General features: G+C 53.7%; 17 protein-coding genes and 1 pseudogene. 11 read left to right on the top strand and 7 right to left on the bottom strand.

All coding sequences use genetic code 11. The annotated features are described in order from the left end of the window. The first annotated feature begins 250 nt into the window (after positions 1-250). On the top strand, positions 251-733 hold the full coding sequence (locus tag ABC395_RS07625; RefSeq protein WP_413002009.1) for a GNAT family N-acetyltransferase: 483 nt from the start codon (positions 251-253) through the stop codon (positions 731-733). A gap of 171 nt (positions 734-904) precedes the next feature. Here ABC395_RS07625 and ABC395_RS07630 read toward each other — a convergent pair whose 3' ends face one another. Further along, positions 905-1,849, bottom strand: coding sequence for a DMT family transporter (locus ABC395_RS07630; RefSeq protein ID WP_413002011.1), 945 nt, complete (start codon positions 1,847-1,849; stop codon positions 905-907). 133 nt (positions 1,850-1,982) lie between these two features. On the opposite strand from ABC395_RS07630, the pseudogene ABC395_RS07635 reads away from it, so the two are divergent. The 4 genes and pseudogenes from ABC395_RS07635 to ABC395_RS07650 all read left to right on the top strand — a co-directional run bounded on the left by ABC395_RS07635 (position 1,983) and on the right by ABC395_RS07650 (position 5,364). Next, positions 1,983-3,342 (top strand): annotated as a pseudogene (locus ABC395_RS07635) (aminotransferase-like domain-containing protein). A 156-nt stretch (positions 3,343-3,498) separates the two neighbouring features. Next, positions 3,499-3,885: a GntR family transcriptional regulator gene (locus tag ABC395_RS07640; RefSeq protein ID WP_413002013.1), complete on the top strand. Its 387-nt coding sequence runs from the start codon at positions 3,499-3,501 to the stop codon at positions 3,883-3,885. Continuing rightward, complete coding sequence (locus tag ABC395_RS07645) at positions 3,882-4,757, top strand: ABC transporter ATP-binding protein (RefSeq protein ID WP_413002015.1); 876 nt, start codon at positions 3,882-3,884, stop codon at positions 4,755-4,757. The genes ABC395_RS07640 and ABC395_RS07645 overlap by 4 nt, the downstream gene beginning before the upstream one ends. Beyond that, the gene (locus tag ABC395_RS07650; protein WP_413002017.1) at positions 4,741-5,364 is read left to right on the top strand and encodes an ABC-2 transporter permease; all 624 of its coding nucleotides are present in this window, start codon (positions 4,741-4,743) and stop codon (positions 5,362-5,364) included. Before ABC395_RS07645 ends, ABC395_RS07650 begins: the two co-directional genes overlap by 17 nt. Positions 5,365-5,429: 65 nt before the next feature. Here ABC395_RS07650 and ABC395_RS07655 read toward each other — a convergent pair whose 3' ends face one another. After that, positions 5,430-5,939: a thioredoxin family protein gene (locus tag ABC395_RS07655; protein ID WP_413002019.1), complete on the bottom strand. Its 510-nt coding sequence runs from the start codon at positions 5,937-5,939 to the stop codon at positions 5,430-5,432. A 357-nt stretch (positions 5,940-6,296) separates the two neighbouring features. Here ABC395_RS07655 and ABC395_RS07660 point away from each other — a divergent pair, with 357 nt between their 5' ends. The 4 genes from ABC395_RS07660 to ABC395_RS07675 all read left to right on the top strand — a co-directional run bounded on the left by ABC395_RS07660 (position 6,297) and on the right by ABC395_RS07675 (position 10,812). Continuing rightward, on the top strand, positions 6,297-7,082 hold the full coding sequence (locus ABC395_RS07660) for a pseudouridine synthase (protein ID WP_413006703.1): 786 nt from the start codon (positions 6,297-6,299) through the stop codon (positions 7,080-7,082). 80 nt (positions 7,083-7,162) lie between these two features. Next, positions 7,163-7,978, top strand: coding sequence for a Cof-type HAD-IIB family hydrolase (locus ABC395_RS07665; protein ID WP_413002021.1), 816 nt, complete (start codon positions 7,163-7,165; stop codon positions 7,976-7,978). A 56-nt stretch (positions 7,979-8,034) separates the two neighbouring features. Continuing rightward, positions 8,035-9,549, top strand: a complete 1,515-nt coding sequence (locus tag ABC395_RS07670) for an MDR family MFS transporter (protein ID WP_413002023.1) — start codon at positions 8,035-8,037, stop codon at positions 9,547-9,549. A 228-nt stretch (positions 9,550-9,777) separates the two neighbouring features. Next, positions 9,778-10,812, top strand: a complete 1,035-nt coding sequence (locus tag ABC395_RS07675; protein WP_413002025.1) for a hypothetical protein — start codon at positions 9,778-9,780, stop codon at positions 10,810-10,812. Positions 10,813-10,947: 135 nt separating this feature from the next. On the opposite strand, the gene trxA is transcribed toward ABC395_RS07675, so the two are convergent. Together trxA and ABC395_RS07685 are read right to left on the bottom strand one after the other, a co-directional pair. Then, on the bottom strand, positions 10,948-11,265 hold the full coding sequence (gene trxA / locus ABC395_RS07680; protein ID WP_413002027.1) for a thioredoxin: 318 nt from the start codon (positions 11,263-11,265) through the stop codon (positions 10,948-10,950). A 154-nt stretch (positions 11,266-11,419) separates the two neighbouring features. Next, positions 11,420-12,052, bottom strand: a complete 633-nt coding sequence (locus ABC395_RS07685; protein WP_413002029.1) for a nitroreductase family protein — start codon at positions 12,050-12,052, stop codon at positions 11,420-11,422. Positions 12,053-12,408: 356 nt separating this feature from the next. Here ABC395_RS07685 and ABC395_RS07690 point away from each other — a divergent pair, with 356 nt between their 5' ends. After that, positions 12,409-12,678: a hypothetical protein gene (locus ABC395_RS07690; RefSeq protein ID WP_413002031.1), complete on the top strand. Its 270-nt coding sequence runs from the start codon at positions 12,409-12,411 to the stop codon at positions 12,676-12,678. A gap of 107 nt (positions 12,679-12,785) precedes the next feature. Here the strand turns inward: ABC395_RS07690 and ABC395_RS07695 are convergent, their stop codons facing one another. Together ABC395_RS07695 and ABC395_RS07700 are read right to left on the bottom strand one after the other, a co-directional pair. Then, a complete protein-coding gene (locus ABC395_RS07695; protein WP_413002033.1) occupies positions 12,786-13,193 on the bottom strand; it encodes a helix-turn-helix domain-containing protein in 408 nt (135 codons plus the stop codon). 260 nt (positions 13,194-13,453) lie between these two features. Beyond that, positions 13,454-13,864: a helix-turn-helix domain-containing protein gene (locus tag ABC395_RS07700; RefSeq protein WP_413002035.1), complete on the bottom strand. Its 411-nt coding sequence runs from the start codon at positions 13,862-13,864 to the stop codon at positions 13,454-13,456. Between the two features lie 156 nt (positions 13,865-14,020). Between ABC395_RS07700 and ABC395_RS07705 the strand changes: the two genes are divergently transcribed. Then, positions 14,021-14,227: a helix-turn-helix domain-containing protein gene (locus ABC395_RS07705; protein WP_413006704.1), complete on the top strand. Its 207-nt coding sequence runs from the start codon at positions 14,021-14,023 to the stop codon at positions 14,225-14,227. 90 nt (positions 14,228-14,317) lie between these two features. Here ABC395_RS07705 and ABC395_RS07710 read toward each other — a convergent pair whose 3' ends face one another. Beyond that, a complete protein-coding gene (locus ABC395_RS07710; RefSeq protein WP_413002037.1) occupies positions 14,318-15,445 on the bottom strand; it encodes a GGDEF domain-containing protein in 1,128 nt (375 codons plus the stop codon). Positions 15,446-15,516 lie beyond the last annotated feature (71 nt).

The raw sequence follows: 15,516 nt of genomic DNA on the forward strand, positions 1-15,516 counted from the left end.
CGTTTCGTTGACTGGATTGCATTTTATAGGCGGCTCGGGTATTGAACGAAGCGGCGGAAAAGGAACCGGCAGGCATAAAGCCCGGCCGGTTTTTTTGCAAGCGGGGACAGAGAACGGGAACGGGCGGGACAGCGGGGTTCTCCGGCAAAGGTTTACGCGTACGTGGTACTCGGTACGTGGTACGTGGTAGCCGGTACGAGGTGCGAGGTTCGCGGTGCGATAGGATACATAAGAAGAGGAGGGGGTAAGAATGGCGGATTATCAGAGCAGACCTTTGTTGCCAGACGATCTTGATGTGATAAGCGGGCTGCCCCGGCATGCGGGAGAGCTGTTTTATATGTATCCGAAGGGCGTGTATCCGTTAACGCCGGAGCAGATTCGCGAAACGCTGAAAACCCGGTTTTGCCCGACTGTCATAACGGCCGAAGGCGGGGAAATCGCCGCATACGCCAATTTGTACGACTGCATCCGGGGGACGGAATGCTGGCTCGGAAACGTGATTGTGGCGCCGGGCTACCGGGGGAAAGGAGCGTCCTCCCATCTGATCCGGACGATGATGGACAAAGCGAAACGGGAGTTTGATGCCCCTTATCTCAACCTTATCTGCCATAACACGAACACACCCGCGCTTCTTTTGTATACGAAGCTGGGTTTCCGCCCTTTTGACGTGTCGGAAAAAACGGGACCGGACGGGGAGTGTTTGGCGGGCATACATATGCGCGTCTCTCTTTAAGGCGGGATTCGGGACAAGGAGCCGGTACCTCGCAGCCGGCCGGAAGCGGGCAATCCGTAGCAAGGAAGACGAAGAAAAGGCCGTGAGTGTCACGGCCTTTTTGTTTTGCCGGCGGATTTTGTGGAGTCTGCAGAGTCGGCGGTGTCTGTGAAATCCGCGAAATCCGCGGAATTAAGCATCCGATTTTTTTGCCGGCTGTCCGGACATTTTCCGGGGAGAAGCGGGCAGGCATACGCCGACCACACCGGCAATCATCAGGGCGGCGCCGATCAGGTGGAAATACGCCAATTTCTCATGCAAAATGACTACGCCGGCCGCCATGGTAACGATTGTGGCCAACTGGCTGAAAATGCTGATTTTAAAAGCCTCCATTTGCGAGAGCGCGTAGTTGGACAGGAATGAACTCGCCAGCGAGGACAGTACGCCGAGAAAAACAACCGAGACGGTGAACGTGAGATCGCCGAATGGCTCGAAATAGAGCGGAAGCGTGGCTTGGGCGGTGCGGCGGATGACCGCGAATCCGTTAAACGCGATAAAGCCGAAAAGCAGCGATACGAACGTCAGGTCGAGCGGCGAGTAGCTGCGGCTTAATTTTCTCGCGAGCACGCTGTATCCGGCGGAAGAAAGAGCGGACAGCAGAATCAGGAACAGTCCGGCCCCGTTCAGTGTGCGAAAATCCAGCCCCTTCATGGCGAAAATATAAACGCCGCCTGCCACCGAGAGGGCGATGAACAGCTTTTGCCGCATGCTTGTTCGTTCCTTCAGCATAACCGAAGCGAGCATCATGGTGAACACGGGAGCTGCGGCTTGAATGATTCCGGCTTCGGCAGCCGACGTCTGTACCAGACCGAAGGTTTGAAAAGCAAAAAACAGAACGGGATACAGCACGGCCATCGGGAGGATGGCTAAATAATCCCGCTTCCGGATGTTCAGCCGCTTTCCGCTGATCGCAAGGCACACGAGCAGGGCGGCCAGAGAAATCGTAAACCGGTGAGCCAGCAGGTCGAAGGGCCCCGTGGAAACGAGGGCGGTTTTTACGAATATAAAGGAGAAGCCGATGATCAGAGCGTACAGTACGGCGGAAAAATAAGCTTTGGTAAGCGGTGCGGTTTTCATGGCGATCTATTCCTTGAGCTTGCATGCAGAGCGTTTTATTAAGGTCCTTACTTAGATTTTAAGGGGATTGTACTTGTGCTACAATGGTGAAAAAGATGATCTGTACCGGTACAGATTGAAACGGAGAAGAGCCATGCACAAATATGAAGAAATTTTAACCGATCTGGAACGGCAGATCGCGGACCGGCGCTACAAGGAAGGCGGCAAACTTCCCTCCATCAGGCAGCTTTCCGAAAGCTACCGGGTCAACAAAAGCACCGTTATTCGTGCGCTGGAGGAACTGGAGCGCCGGCATCTGGTCTATTCCATGCCCAAAAGCGGATATTTCGTCGTTAAAATGTCCTGTGATTCCGTTCCGGTTCCGGCTGACGATATCAACTTTGCCGTTTCGGCCCCGGATCCGGCCTTTTTCCCATATCTCGATTTCCAGCACTGCATAAACAAAGCGATCGATACGTACAAAAACGATTTGTTTGTATATGGAACGCCGCAAGGACTGCCCGCGCTGCTTGTAAGAATGCAGAAGCTGCTTGCGGATTATCAGGTGTTTGCGAACGTCCCGAACCTGTTTGTCGTATCCGGGGTGCAGCAGGCGCTGGCCATTCTGGCCGCGCTTCCTTTCCCGAACGGGAAAACGAAAGTGCTGATCGAGCAGCCCGGCTACCACCTGTTCATCGAACAGCTCGTGACGCACGGAGTTCCGGTCATGGGAATACGGCGTACGCGGGAAGGCATCGATCTGGACGAGCTGGAGCGGCTTTTCCGGACGGAGCCGGTCAAGTTCTTTTATACGATGCCGAGGTTTCACGCCCCGCTAGGCAGCTCGTACCGTACGGAAGTAAAGAAGAAAATCGCGGCCCTTGCCCGCAAGTACGATGTTTATGTGGTGGAGGACGACTATCTGGCCGACTTGGAGCCGGACGGCAAAGCCGATCCGATTCATGCTTACGATGGAGGGGCGCGCGTGATTTATTTGAAAAGCTTTTCCAAAATCATGTTCCCGGGTCTCCGCATCGGCATGGCGGTTATTCCCGAAAACCTTGTGGACCTCTTCAGCCGCTACAAACGGATTGCCGACATCGACAGCTCGATGATTTCCCAGGGAGCGCTGGAAATTTACCTGAGAAGCGGCATGTTCGAACGTCACAAGCACAAAATCAAAGCCGCTTACGCGGCCAGGTCGCGGGTGCTCCGGCGAATGCTTGCGGAGTATGGGCCGCTTGCACGCGGTGCGGTGCGGGGGATCGCGGAAGGGGAGGAGCAATCTCCCGTCCATACGCACCTTTTGCTGAACGCGTCCGTACCCCAAACACAGACTGACGGAGAGGCTGCGCAAAAAATCGGTGGTGATCGAACCGATCGGCAAGCACTATCTGCCGGATTTTCCGCGCGACAATTATTTAAAGCTGAATGTCTCCCAAGTGGGAGAGGATGAAATTCAAAAAGGGGTCCGGCTGCTCATGGAAGAGCTGGGACGTTACGGAAGCCGCTAATGCCTCCTGCAACGGCGGCCGTCAGGTAAAAAACGGAGACTGCACCAAGCGGTCTGCCGTTTTTTTATAGGCTCAAAAGAGCATTGACACTATTGTATATAGTGTATATATTATACATATACAATATAAACAGATCAGACGCGAAGCGGGTGAACTATGAACATTATTCTTTCGCAGAGTTCAGGCGAGCCGATCTATGAGCAGATCCGACAGCAGATTCAGCGCCAAATTCTGCAGGGGGAGCTGCTTCCCGGTGAAGGTCTGCCGTCGATCCGGCAGCTGGCCAAAGACCTGCAAATCAGTGTAATCACTACGAAGCGAGCTTACGAGGAGCTGGAGAAGGAAGGACTGATTGACTCTGTCGTCGGTAAAGGCTCCTTCGTCTCCGGTCTTAACCGGGAATATATCCGGGAACAGCAGCTGAAGCAGTTCGAAGCGAAATTGGCGGAAGCCGTCCGGGAAGCGAAGCACCTGGGAATAACCGTGGAAGAAACGGTCGAGACCGTCAAAGCGCTGTATGAAGAGGAGGAAGACATTCGATGAATGCGGTGGAATTTCAGCATATTTCCAAAACGTATCCCAACTTCAACATTCAGGACTTGTCCTTTACGGTTCCGAAAGGATACATCACGGGTCTGATCGGGCCTAACGGCGCGGGTAAAAGCACCCTGATCAAAATTTTGCTCCATCTCGTTATCCCGGAACAGGGGCGCGTCTTTATAGAAGGAATGGAGATGCCGCAGCGGGAGAAGGAGATTAAGGAAACGATCGGTTTCGTATCGGACGAAAGCCACTTTTACGAGCATTTGACCGTCCGCCAGACCGGCCGGATGCTCGCTTCTTTTTACCGGAAATGGGACGAGGCACAGTTTCAAACGTATGTGGAGCAGTTCGAGCTCCCGGCCGGCAAGAAGATTTCCGACTTATCCAAAGGCATGAAGATGAAATTCGGCTTGGCCGCGGCCTTATCCCACGGCGCCAAGCTTCTGGTGATGGACGAACCGACAGCGGGGCTCGATCCCGTCTTCCGGCACGAGCTGCTCGATCTGCTGGCCGATCTGATGCAGGATGAACAGCATACGATTCTGTTCTCCACGCACATTACGACGGATTTGGACCGCGTCGCGGATTACATCGCCTTTATGAACCGGGGGAAGCTCGTATTCAGCGAGAGCAAGGATAACGTCCAGGACCGGTATGCCGTCGTAAAAGGAGGGACGGAGCTGCTCGATGCGGACATCCGCAAGCAGTTCGTTTCCATCCGGGAAACGTCCGTAGGCTTCCAGGGCCTGGTTTATAACCGCTTGCAGGCGGAAAAGCTGTTCGGAGGCTATGCGGTCATCGAGCCTGCCACGCTGGAAGACATTATGGTCTACACGGTCAAAGGAGGGAACAGCCATGCTGGCACTGCTTAGCAAAGATTTCCGTGTGATGAGAAGAGAACTTCTGATAATGGGGGTCTATGTCATTTTCTTTGCCTTCTATTTCTCCAGTTCTTCGATGGGCGGAGTACTGGTTCAGCTTGTTCCCTCCATCATGCTGTTGTTCATATCGGCCAATCATGACGTGAAGAACCGCAATTTCCTCCTGCTGGGCAGTCTTCCAGTGAAGCGTTCGGACCTTGTGCGGGCCAGGTACATGAGCGTAATCGTGTTCGGTGTCCTGGGCGTCGCGATCGGTTTCGCCGTAAGCACCGTAACCGCTCTTATACAGGGAACGGGCGCCGCCTCCTCTTTCTCCTGGGGAACTTCCGGCCTCCTCGGCGTGATGCTCTTCGTTTATGCGGCGATTTATCTTCCGCTGCACTACTGGCTCGGCGACAGACATCAGCAAATGATCAGCGTCATCATGATGATTCTGCTGTTTCTGGCGACTTCGATGCTGGGCTTTGTTGTGGGTGCGACGGACAAATGGGGGCTTCCTTCCCCCGCGGCGGGCATATGTATCGCGGCGGCGGGAGTTGCGGCACTTCTCGTGTCCTATGTAATTTCACTTGGAATCATGAAGAAGAAAGATTTTTAACCGGCAGGCCCGAAATTGCGAGCGCACTAAAAAAAGCAGCGGATAAGCTCCGCTGCTTCTTTGATTTACTTGCCGTTATGTTTAAGGAAAAATTCTTTGAACTTCGCAGGCGTGTTGCCTTCGGTTGCGCCGTTTTCCGGCACGCCGCCGACCATGCGTTCTACCTCTACGCCGTCTTTGTAGTATACGAGTGTAGGCGTGAATTCGATGTTGTATTTTTTCCAGCCGTCCTGGAATTCAAGCAGGTTAAACTGCTTTACGTCGATTCCAAGCTCTTGCTGCAGCGGGACAAGTACGGGCGTCGTTACTTTACAGTGAGGACAATCCGCGCCGTAGTAGTACAAGAAGAAGCTTTCTTTGTTCGCGATGCGTTTGTCGAGCTCTTCGGGTTTGATCAGGTTCTGGTAATTCGGATCTTCGAGCAGTTTCTGAGTGGCCGGTTTCAGCTTGGAGGCGGATACGCCGTACAGCTTGTTGGCCGCTTCGTCGCTGCCCTTGTTGGAAGATTTCGTGAGCATGAAGATAGCGGCGAAAAGGACAACGATAATGCCTAAGTAAATCGCTAATTTTTTCATAATTCACTCCTTGTAAGGTTACTTGTTTAGCTAGAATAATTTCGAGACGAAAGAGCGCAAATCCTGCTTGTATTTCATGAAAAAATGAGAAAATCGTGAAAGAATTCCTGTTTTTTTGTCAGACCGAAGGTGCAAGCAGGCCCGGAATAGTCTATAATACGGGGAGCCGCACTAATTCCGCCCGGTATGCTTTACCCGAACGCTTCGAACGATGACCCCGATTCGCATAAAAGGCAGTTTACCGAACATGCCCCGGCCCCGATTCAAGGAGGCGAGAGGGCTTTTATTCATAGGGCGGAAAAGCAGCAAACACATGCAGGATCCATCAATTATTGCCTGGAAGGAGGCGGAAGGGCGATTAAAAGAAAAACACAGAGGCTCGACAAGGTGCTGGCCAATCTCGGCTACGGTTCACGGTCCGATTTGAAAAAGTCGGTCAAAAACGGCCTCATCGAAGTGAACGGCATCCGGGTTAAAGACAGCGGAATCCAGGTGGACCCGGAGGGGGACGAGATCACCGTAAGCGGGGAAAAAATCGTTTACCGTGAATTCGTCTATCTTCTTCTGAATAAGCCGCAGGGCGTCGTTTCCGCTACGGAAGATAACCGGGACCGCACGGTAGTGGACCTGCTCGGCGATACTTATGCGCCTTTTGACGTATTTCCCGTCGGCAGGCTGGATAAAGATACGGAAGGGCTTCTGCTGCTTACCAACGACGGCAAACTGGCCCACAATCTCCTTTCTCCGCGCAAACACGTGTCGAAAACGTACTACGCCAAAGTAGAAGGAGCGGTCGGGGATAGCGACAAGCGGGCGTTTGAGGCGGGCGTCGAGCTGGATGACGGGTATGTGACGATGCCGGCACAGCTTCGCGTTCTGTCATGCGATACATCCGCCGAACCGGCGCGCTCGGAGATTGAGCTGACCATTCAGGAAGGGAAGTTTCATCAAGTGAAACGGATGTTCCAGGCGGTAGGCAAGCGGGTCGTTTATTTGAAGCGCGTCTCGATGGGGCCCCTTCAGCTCGATCCCGCTTTGGGACGGGGCGAGTACCGGGAGTTGACCCCGGAAGAACTGGATCTGCTTCAGGGCAAGCCTTCGCTTGATTCCCCCACCGGTGCCCGCGACGATTTACAAAAGTGAGACGAAGCGGAGACGCTGGAAGGCACGGCATAGCTAGTACTAATACCAGATGACAACGGAGTGGAAAGGAGACCTGCCCCATGACTTACAAACTGATCGCCCTGGATGTTGACGGCACGCTTCTGAATGACGACTATCTCCTTACCGAACGGACCCGGGAAACCGTGCGCCGTGCGCATGAGCAGGGAAGCTCTATCGTGCTCTGTACGGGCCGCGGGCCGGCAAGCGCCATTCCGGTTCTGGAGGAACTGGGACTGGAAGGGACGGTTATTACGCACAACGGCGGCGCCACCGTTCAGTCTCCCGGGCTGGAACTGATTCACCAGTATGCCTTTCAGGTGAGCCAAATCGCCCCTATGATCGCTTACTGCCGCGAGCACGGAGTCCACTTCGACATGTGCGCCCCTTTTGACATGTACCTGGAGCGTTTGACCGAGGTCGAAGAGGCGATGTACAAAAAGTTTTTCGTCACTCCGCATCTCGTTGCGGACGTTACGGCTCTGACGGTCCCGCTCGTCAAATTTACGCTTTACAGCGCGGATCCTGCCGTTATGGACCGCGTGGAGCGGGAATGGTCGGTTTCCCGGCTGTACGGCGATCTCCGCATGATCCGCAGCGGGGATCACTTTATCGATGTGATGCACGCGGATGCGACGAAAGGCAACGCGCTGCGCAGCTTGTGCACAAGTCTCGGGGTCCTTCCGGACGAAGTGCTTGCCATCGGCAATTACTATAACGACCTGGAGATGATCTCCTTCGCGGGTCTCGGAATCGCGATGGCCAATTCTCCGGCAGGCGTTCTGGAGCAGGCGGACCGAATTACCGCGTCCAACAATGAAGACGGCGTGGCGCAAGCGCTGGAAACGCACGTCCTGCAAGCGGTCCGCCGCGATTAAACGATTGAACGGACATCCCGGGCGGTTGACTACTAAAAGAAAAGGCGGTGCTGCCCATGACTCGGAACGGTAACACCGACAAAACGAAAGTCCTGCTGGCGATCATGGTCGTGACCTTCCTGTCTTCCATTGAAGGCACGATCGTGTCGACCGCCATTCCCCGAATCGTCGGCGATTTGGGCGGTCTGGACTTGATGAGCTGGGTAATTTCCATTTACCTGCTCACGACGGCGGTTTCTACCCCGATATTCGGCAAGTTGTCCGATTTGTACGGACGCAAGAAAATTTTTATGATCGGAACCGGTTTGTTCCTGATCGGCTCGACCTTGTGCGGAATCGCGCAATCCATGGAAATGATGATCTTCTTCCGGGCGGTCCAGGGGATCGGCGCCGGTGCCATTCTCCCCGTTACGATGATTATCGTCGGGGATATTTATTCGTTCGAAGAACGTGCGAAGATCCAGGGCTGGATCAGCGGCATCTGGGGGCTTTCGGGCATACTCGGACCACTGGCCGGCGGTCTTATGGTCGATTATGTGTCGTGGAGATGGATTTTCTATTTCAACATTCCGTTCGGTATTATTTCCATGCTGCTTATTTCCGCCTACCTGCACGAAAATTTGGAAAAAACGAAGCGGCCGATCGATTATCCGGGCATCGTGACGTTCACGGTCAGTATGACGGCACTGATCTATGCCCTGCTAAGCGGCGGCGTCCAGTATGCCTGGAGCTCGCCTGTCATTCTCGGCCTGCTGCTCGTCTCCGTCGTCTTCCTGTTTATTTTTATCAGGGTCGAAAAAAAATCACCGGAGCCGATGCTGCCGCTTGACCTGTTCAAGGACCGGCTTCTTACGCTCATCAACTCGTCGGGCTTCATTCTCAGCGCGATCCTCGTGGCGGTCACGATTTATTTGCCGCTGTGGGTGCAGAGCGTGAACGGCGGCGGAGCAACCGGCTCGGGCTTCGCGCTGATCCCGCTGTCCATCTGCTGGACCGTCGGCGCAGCCCTGGCGGGAAGAGGCTTCGTACGCCTGGGCGTAAGAACAGCCGTCCTGATCGGCGTCGGGGGAATCACGGCGGGTTCCGTCGCCCTGGCCCTGATGACGTCCGCGACTCCGGGATGGGCGCTTGAAGTGTACACGGCGCTGTTCGGGATCGGCTTCGGCTTCGCCTTCACGGCGTATACGATCACGATGCAGTCCGCCGTGGGCTGGAAGCTGCGCGGAGCCGCCATGTCCTCGCACACGTTCATCCGTACGCTGGGCCAGACGCTGGGGATCGCGGTGTTCGGGATGCTCTACAACACCTCGCTGCATTCGTATCAGCAGGCCCATCCCGAAGAGGTCGGAGGCATCGACCTCAACAAAGCGCTGGACGCCCACGGACGTTCCGCGTTCTCGCCGGAAACGATGGCGGGCATCCGCGATTTGTTCGCGTTCAGCTTGAGCCGCATCTTCTGGTCCCTGCTCGTTCTGGTGGCCATCGGCATCGTGCTTACGCTGCTGCTGCCGAAACGGTTTAAGGTCGAAGACGAGCCGGAGCCGTCACCGGCAGCGGAAACCCCGCAATAAATGTAACGGCTTGATCGGATCATTTTCGTTCAGACAGATCAAAAAGGCCAACCCGACTGCTTCGCAGACTCCGGGTTGGCCTTTTTTGCTATGGGCCCGCCTCCCGCTTGTCACATATATTTCCGGGAATCCGGGTACGCTAGGAGCAGAATCTTCCGGGTAAGCCGTTTTGGCCTGGCCAGAACTTGCTGCATCGTCCGGAAAATACCGATAAGGGAGGCAGAGCGAATGGCCCAGCTAGTACTAAGACCCGACCTCAAAACGGCGGGCGGAGAAGTGACGGAAATCTTGGTGGACGGCCGTTTTGCCGGAATTATCAGTTTGGTGTACCGCGAGGGGGACCGGATGACCGGGGGTATTCAGCTTGAAGATGCCGTTTTATCCCCTGCCGGCAAAAGAGAAGTGGACGCATTCGTGCGCAACCATATCCAATGGCTGGTCGATGCGATGAATATCCGGGAATGCGACGTTGTACTGACTTATGGCAGCTACGACCATATTATCGGTACTCCGCTGCTTCCGGAGAACTCCCCGGCGGTGGACTATGAGGACGATGAAACGACGGCGGAGTGGGCCGGTGACGACTCCGTATACGGAGACTACGACGAAGAAGAACTCGATGACATCTCCATGGAAGAGGATGCCTACGATGCCGAACCGGATTACGAGCTGGTGCTCCTGGAAGATACGCGGGGCCGGGTGGAATACCAGCTTTTTGATCCGGGCTCCCGTCTGGTTGCGGAAGCGTCATGCCGGATCTACGGCAGCGAAGCCGTCTGTATGCTCGACTGGGTATTCGATCCGCTTGAGGAAGAGATGGAACTTGCGTCGAATCTGATCGTCGCCGATTTTCAGGAAGAAGAAACCGAAAACTTTTTGTTCCACAGCCGCTTTGACGGGGAAATCGTGGATTCGATCGAAATCTCGCTGGAAGAGGCGGACGAGCTGAGCGAGCTCGACGGCGGAGAAGACGAATACTCGATCATTCTGGCAAGGGACGACGGGGATACGCTGACCTATGAGATTTACGAGCAGGAATACGGCGGCATTCCGATCGGAACGGCCACTATTGACGTAAGCGAGGACCAGCTGACTGGATTTATCGATTTCCGGCAAACCGACGATTCCCGCCAGCGGCAGGAAATTGCCCGGCTGCTGATGGAGGAGCTGGACAAGGAGCAGGATTACGATTCGCTGCATCTGTCCATGCTGTACCGCAACAAGCTGATCGATGAACTTTTGTTCGAAAATGTTACGGTTTGATAACGATACGGCGCGGCGTTCGCGTTCCGCGTTTTGCATGTAAAAAAAAGAGGTCCTCTTCGCCGGATGACGAAAAGGACCTCTTTTTTTATTTTGCCGGGCTTTGGGGGGAAAGCTGCCGGACAATCGGGACAATTACTTGTTTTGGTTAACCAGTTCTTGCAAAGTTTGAAGCGATTGAACGCCTACCATTGTTTTGACTTCGCTGCCGTTTTTAAACAGCTTCAAAGTAGGAATGCTCATCACGCCGAATTTCGAAGCCGTTTCGGGGTTGTCGTCGACGTTGATTTTGGCGATCGTTACCGCTTCGCCGGCTTCTTCCGTCAACTGGTCCAGGATCGGGCTCTGCATTTTGCAGGGACCGCACCATGGCGCCCAGAAATCTACGAGAACGAGGTTGTTGTTATCCAGCGTTTCTTGGAAAGTTTGATCGGATACGTTTAGCAAAGACATAGGAATCCCTCCATGTGTGAAATTTTGAGTGTAAGACGGTTGACTCACGCGTTAACTATGATGCGCAAAGCCGTAGAGCACGCCCGCCCCAAATGGGATCAAACGGGGTTGGATCTGTGTGTCTTTAAACGGTTCGGGCTGCCGGGTAAACAGGTCAGAACGAATTTTTGACGACAACTTGCTCCAGAGGGAAGCGTCCGGAAGCATAAGCCGGTTTCGCCGCTTTGCCGACGGAAATCAGCAGAGTAGGGATGTAACGCTCGGGAACGTTAAACTCCTGTACGAACGCGGCCGGATTGAATCCGCCCATCGGGCATGTGTCGTAGCCCAGCGCTTTAGCCGCGAGCATAAGCTGCATGGACGCGAACGAGGCGTTGCGGATCGCTTCATCCCGGGGGATGCTGCCGCCGCTTGCGTAGGCGCCGTTAATTTGCGACACGAGCGTATTCTTGATTTCCGGCGTCAAAAACCCGTTTTCAACAGCCGCTCCGTAGATCGTTTCGGCGTTCAGGTTCGCCTGCAGGTCGCCCAGGACGGCGACGACAAAGGAGCTTTCCGCGATCTGCTTCTGGTTGTTTGCGATGGGGAGCAGACGCTGCTTGGCGGCCGGATCTTCGATCACGAGGAATTTCCAGTGCTGCAGATTCCAGGAGGACGGCGCCTGATTGGCCGCGTTCAGGATGAGTTCCTTATGCTCCTCGGGGAATACGAAATCCGGATCGTACGATTTTACGGAGTGACGCTCCGCAATGGTTTTCAGGGTTTCGGGAAAAAGCTGTTGGGTCATAAATATCCTCCTTTTGACGGTTCGCGACGTTATAGGTAATGTGTGCGGTTTTACGGAAAACAAGTCTGGTTTCCGCTTGCTCCGCGTAGTCAATTTTTTCAGGCCAAACATGTTCCGGTCAAAAAATGAAAAAAAGCGGGCTGCCGGCCGTCCGGCGAAAATGGGGAACCTGACAGGCCCGCCGGCAGAAGGACGGATATCCGGGCATAACGGATGCCGTCTGGGTGGACTAAACTGTAACTAAATTAGTTACGCTATATCTAGTATAATAAATATTACAGTTAAAACTGTCAAGAGCAACTTTTCACATTCGACAATTTCAGTCATAATCGGAAGTGGAAGGAAGTGGAACCTGAATGAGTGTCCTGCAAAATGAACTGACGCACCTTATCTTTCTGGCGGAGGTCGTAATCGCAAGCCGCAAAAAAGAAGTGATGGAAGATACGCTGCAGTGTCTGCTGTATATTATCAAGTCTCTGCCCGAAGTTGAAGTGCCGGACAGTGTTGCAGAACAGATCGCTCATTTGACGGAACGTATAGAGGACAAGCTGCGGCAGGAGAACGATCGGATTCAGGAGATACAGGCAAATCTCGGCGGGCGGGCTAAACCCAATTCAATCGCTTAGCGGCCGGGAATCATATAAACCAATTAAACCCGCAGGGACTCGGGCTCCCGCGGGTTGTTTGATTTGCTTATGTAAGGCCGGAAGTCACGGGAGGCAGCTGCCTAGAATTATCCGTTGCGGCTGTTCCGTTCTTTCCAGAACAGGGCGCTGAGCATGCGTTCTACCCATTCCTTGTCCTGCGCCGTCAGCTCGATGCCGTCGAAGATCAGGTCATTGTCATGAAGAAACCGGCGCAGATTGACCGGGGCTTTGGACTTGTCCGTGCCTTTGTCCGGTTCGTCGAGGTATCCGGCAATTTTCATCAGATCGGCGTAAGGGATATTCAAGCCTTCGGACAGCTTCATGAGCACATCCGGTGAAGGGATATTTCGGTTGCCGTTCTCAAGCTGGGAAATATAAGCGGCCGATACGCCGGAACGGTCCGCCAGTTCGCGGATCGTATAGCCTTTGAGCTTGCGGAGATCTTTAAGCTTGTCATAGAAATACATTGCAGCACCCGCATTTCTGGTAAACATTAGTTAACATGCTTATCATAGCAGGGAAAATGTGGTTTTTCAAAGGGAAAATTGGGTCAAGCTTCCAAAACGGGCCGCCGGACCGCAATGAACCTCCGTTCCGGGAGGCCAACTCCGTTTGTCGGAGTAGGTGTGTGCCGGGCAGGCTGACGGTGCCGGAACAAGCCGGCACCACCAAAAATAAACCCGCAGGGACGATTCGGCCCCCGCGGGTTGTCTGATTTGCTTAGGTAAGTTCGGATATGAAAGGTGGATAAGGATTATTCCTTGCGGTTGTTCCGTTCTTTCCAGAACAGGGCGCTGAGTATACGGTCCACCCATTCTTTATCCTGTTCCGTCAGTTCGATGCCGTCGAAAGTCAGGTCGTTGTCATGAAGAAACCGGCGCAGATTGACCGGGGCCTTGGGCTTGTCCACGCTTCTATCCGGTTCGTCGAGATACCCGGCAATTTTCATCAACTCGGCGTAAGGAATATTTAAGCCTTCGGACAGCTTCATGAGCACATCGGGTGACGGGATATTACGGTTGCCGTTCTCAAGCTGGGAAATGTATGCGGCCGATACGCCGGAACGGTCCGCCAGTTCGCGGATCGTGTAGCCTTTGAGCTTGCGGAGATCTTTAAGCTTGTCATAGAAATACATAATTGCAGCACCCGCATTTCTGGTAAACATTAGTTAACATGCTTATCATAGCAGGGAAAATGTGGTTTTTCAATCGGGGGTAAAAGAAAGAAGAGATAATATCAACTATAGTAAATATTGGTGTTTACAATAGTAAATTATAATGCTACTATGGAATTAATTAGGAAATGGGAGCCGTGATTTTTGATGAGAATTATCGCCAAATCGGATGAATTTATCCGCAGAAGAATGACCCTGGGGCTGACCCAGCGGGAGCTTGCCAAACAGACGGGATTAAGCCATGCGTACATCAGCTTGCTGGAGCGTTCGATGAAATCGGTCGGTCCCGGAGCGGCCAAGCGTCTAAGTATCGTTCTCGGAAAGCAGGTTGAGGAGCTGTTCCATATTCAGTGAGGAGAAGGGGCGGTCTTGCCAGAGGCCGCTCCTTTTCGTTATCACCTGCCGTGCCTTGTTTTTCCTGCCGGAAAACCGGGCGGGGAAGAGTCAGGCGCCGAATTTGACTACTTTGTTCTTCCCGGTCGTTTTGGCCTTGTACATCGCTTCGTCGGCCTGTTTGATCAGCTTGTCTCCCGTAAGGCCTTTCTTGTACGTGCTGAAACCCATGCTGACCGTGACGATGGTCTCTTCTTCGATGCGCTTGCGGATTCTCTCCGCGAGCTCGGCGGGTTTGACATCGGGATCGGTCAGCAGAATGACCAGCTCCTCGCCGCCGTACCGTCCCACGATACCGCTTTCGTCCGCTTCCTGACGCATGATGCTCGCTACCTGCTTGAGCATCTCGTCTCCCATGTGATGGCCCTTGGTATCGTTGAGCTTTTTGAAATTGTCTATGTCGCTGAACAGGACGGAAACGGTCAAATTCAGCCGTATGTACTGCGAAACCCGTTTATCGAAATATTTGCGGTTATACACTTTGGTCAGTCCGTCGGTGATCGAGGATTGGTAAATCGCCTGCATAAGCTCGACGACCCGGTCGAACAGCAGGAAAAAAAGAATCGTCGCGTAGATCACCGGAATAAACCATTCCGCCAGCATCAGCCATTTCTGATCCCCCTGAAACAGGTAAAGGTTGACCATGTGTGCCGTTTGTCTGGCGAAATACAAGGTCATCACGGCCTGGAATTTTCCCTGCTGCCCGATCAGAGGCGTAATGGTGTAAGCGCACAAAAAGATCAGCACGAACATATACAGCTCCAGCGGCAGATCGGCCAGCAGCGCGGCCTGCTCGGGGCTTCCGCCGGACGGCGGATAAAAATGAAAAGCGGAAACGCCGAGAGCGACCGCGATCAAGCCGTAAAACGATAAATAATGACGCCGCCGCGTCGGATTATACAGCTGATAAATGCCCAGATTGACGAGTACAAAAGTAACCGCCTGCAGAAGACTGTCCGCAAAGCCGGACATCCCCTGAAGCTGGCCTGAGGCCTGCCAGTAAATCCGCAGGAGGTTGTGGACGAGCATAAGGATGAGCGAAACGGTCATCGAGAGATAGCCTTTTTTCCTGCGCGTATAGTAAAGCCTTCCTGAAATGAAAATCATCAGGGTAATAATGACTAGCATCATGGAGCTGGCCGTTTCCGGACCCCATGTTTCAATCGGATCGTTCCACAAGTTCAACATTCCTCCGAAGTTGTCCGTCCCGTCCTGCGGGGTCCGGATTCAAATGTACGTTCGCATTTCAG

The organism is Paenibacillus canaveralius, assembly GCF_047238265.1.
Classification (GTDB): domain Bacteria; phylum Bacillota; class Bacilli; order Paenibacillales; family NBRC-103111; genus Paenibacillus_F.

What these genes read in the sequence shown, in the direction of transcription:
- ABC395_RS07640 (WP_413002013.1), top strand. Translation starts at nt 3,499, where the DNA reads ATGAACATTATTCTTTCGCAGAGTTCAGGCGAGCCGATCTATGAGCAG.
- ABC395_RS07655 (WP_413002019.1), bottom strand. Translation starts at nt 5,939, where the DNA reads ATGAAAAAATTAGCGATTTACTTAGGCATTATCGTTGTCCTTTTCGCC.
- ABC395_RS07650 (WP_413002017.1), top strand. Translation starts at nt 4,741, where the DNA reads ATGCTGGCACTGCTTAGCAAAGATTTCCGTGTGATGAGAAGAGAACTT.
- ABC395_RS07705 (WP_413006704.1), top strand. Translation starts at nt 14,021, where the DNA reads ATGAGAATTATCGCCAAATCGGATGAATTTATCCGCAGAAGAATGACC.
- ABC395_RS07700 (WP_413002035.1), bottom strand. Translation starts at nt 13,864, where the DNA reads ATGTTTACCAGAAATGCGGGTGCTGCAATTATGTATTTCTATGACAAG.
- ABC395_RS07630 (WP_413002011.1), bottom strand. Translation starts at nt 1,849, where the DNA reads ATGAAAACCGCACCGCTTACCAAAGCTTATTTTTCCGCCGTACTGTAC.
- ABC395_RS07645 (WP_413002015.1), top strand. Translation starts at nt 3,882, where the DNA reads ATGAATGCGGTGGAATTTCAGCATATTTCCAAAACGTATCCCAACTTC.
- ABC395_RS07675 (WP_413002025.1), top strand. Translation starts at nt 9,778, where the DNA reads ATGGCCCAGCTAGTACTAAGACCCGACCTCAAAACGGCGGGCGGAGAA.
- ABC395_RS07690 (WP_413002031.1), top strand. Translation starts at nt 12,409, where the DNA reads ATGAGTGTCCTGCAAAATGAACTGACGCACCTTATCTTTCTGGCGGAG.
- ABC395_RS07685 (WP_413002029.1), bottom strand. Translation starts at nt 12,052, where the DNA reads ATGACCCAACAGCTTTTTCCCGAAACCCTGAAAACCATTGCGGAGCGT.
- ABC395_RS07695 (WP_413002033.1), bottom strand. Translation starts at nt 13,193, where the DNA reads ATGTTTACCAGAAATGCGGGTGCTGCAATGTATTTCTATGACAAGCTT.
- ABC395_RS07665 (WP_413002021.1), top strand. Translation starts at nt 7,163, where the DNA reads ATGACTTACAAACTGATCGCCCTGGATGTTGACGGCACGCTTCTGAAT.
- ABC395_RS07625 (WP_413002009.1), top strand. Translation starts at nt 251, where the DNA reads ATGGCGGATTATCAGAGCAGACCTTTGTTGCCAGACGATCTTGATGTG.
- trxA (WP_413002027.1), bottom strand. Translation starts at nt 11,265, where the DNA reads ATGTCTTTGCTAAACGTATCCGATCAAACTTTCCAAGAAACGCTGGAT.
- ABC395_RS07670 (WP_413002023.1), top strand. Translation starts at nt 8,035, where the DNA reads ATGACTCGGAACGGTAACACCGACAAAACGAAAGTCCTGCTGGCGATC.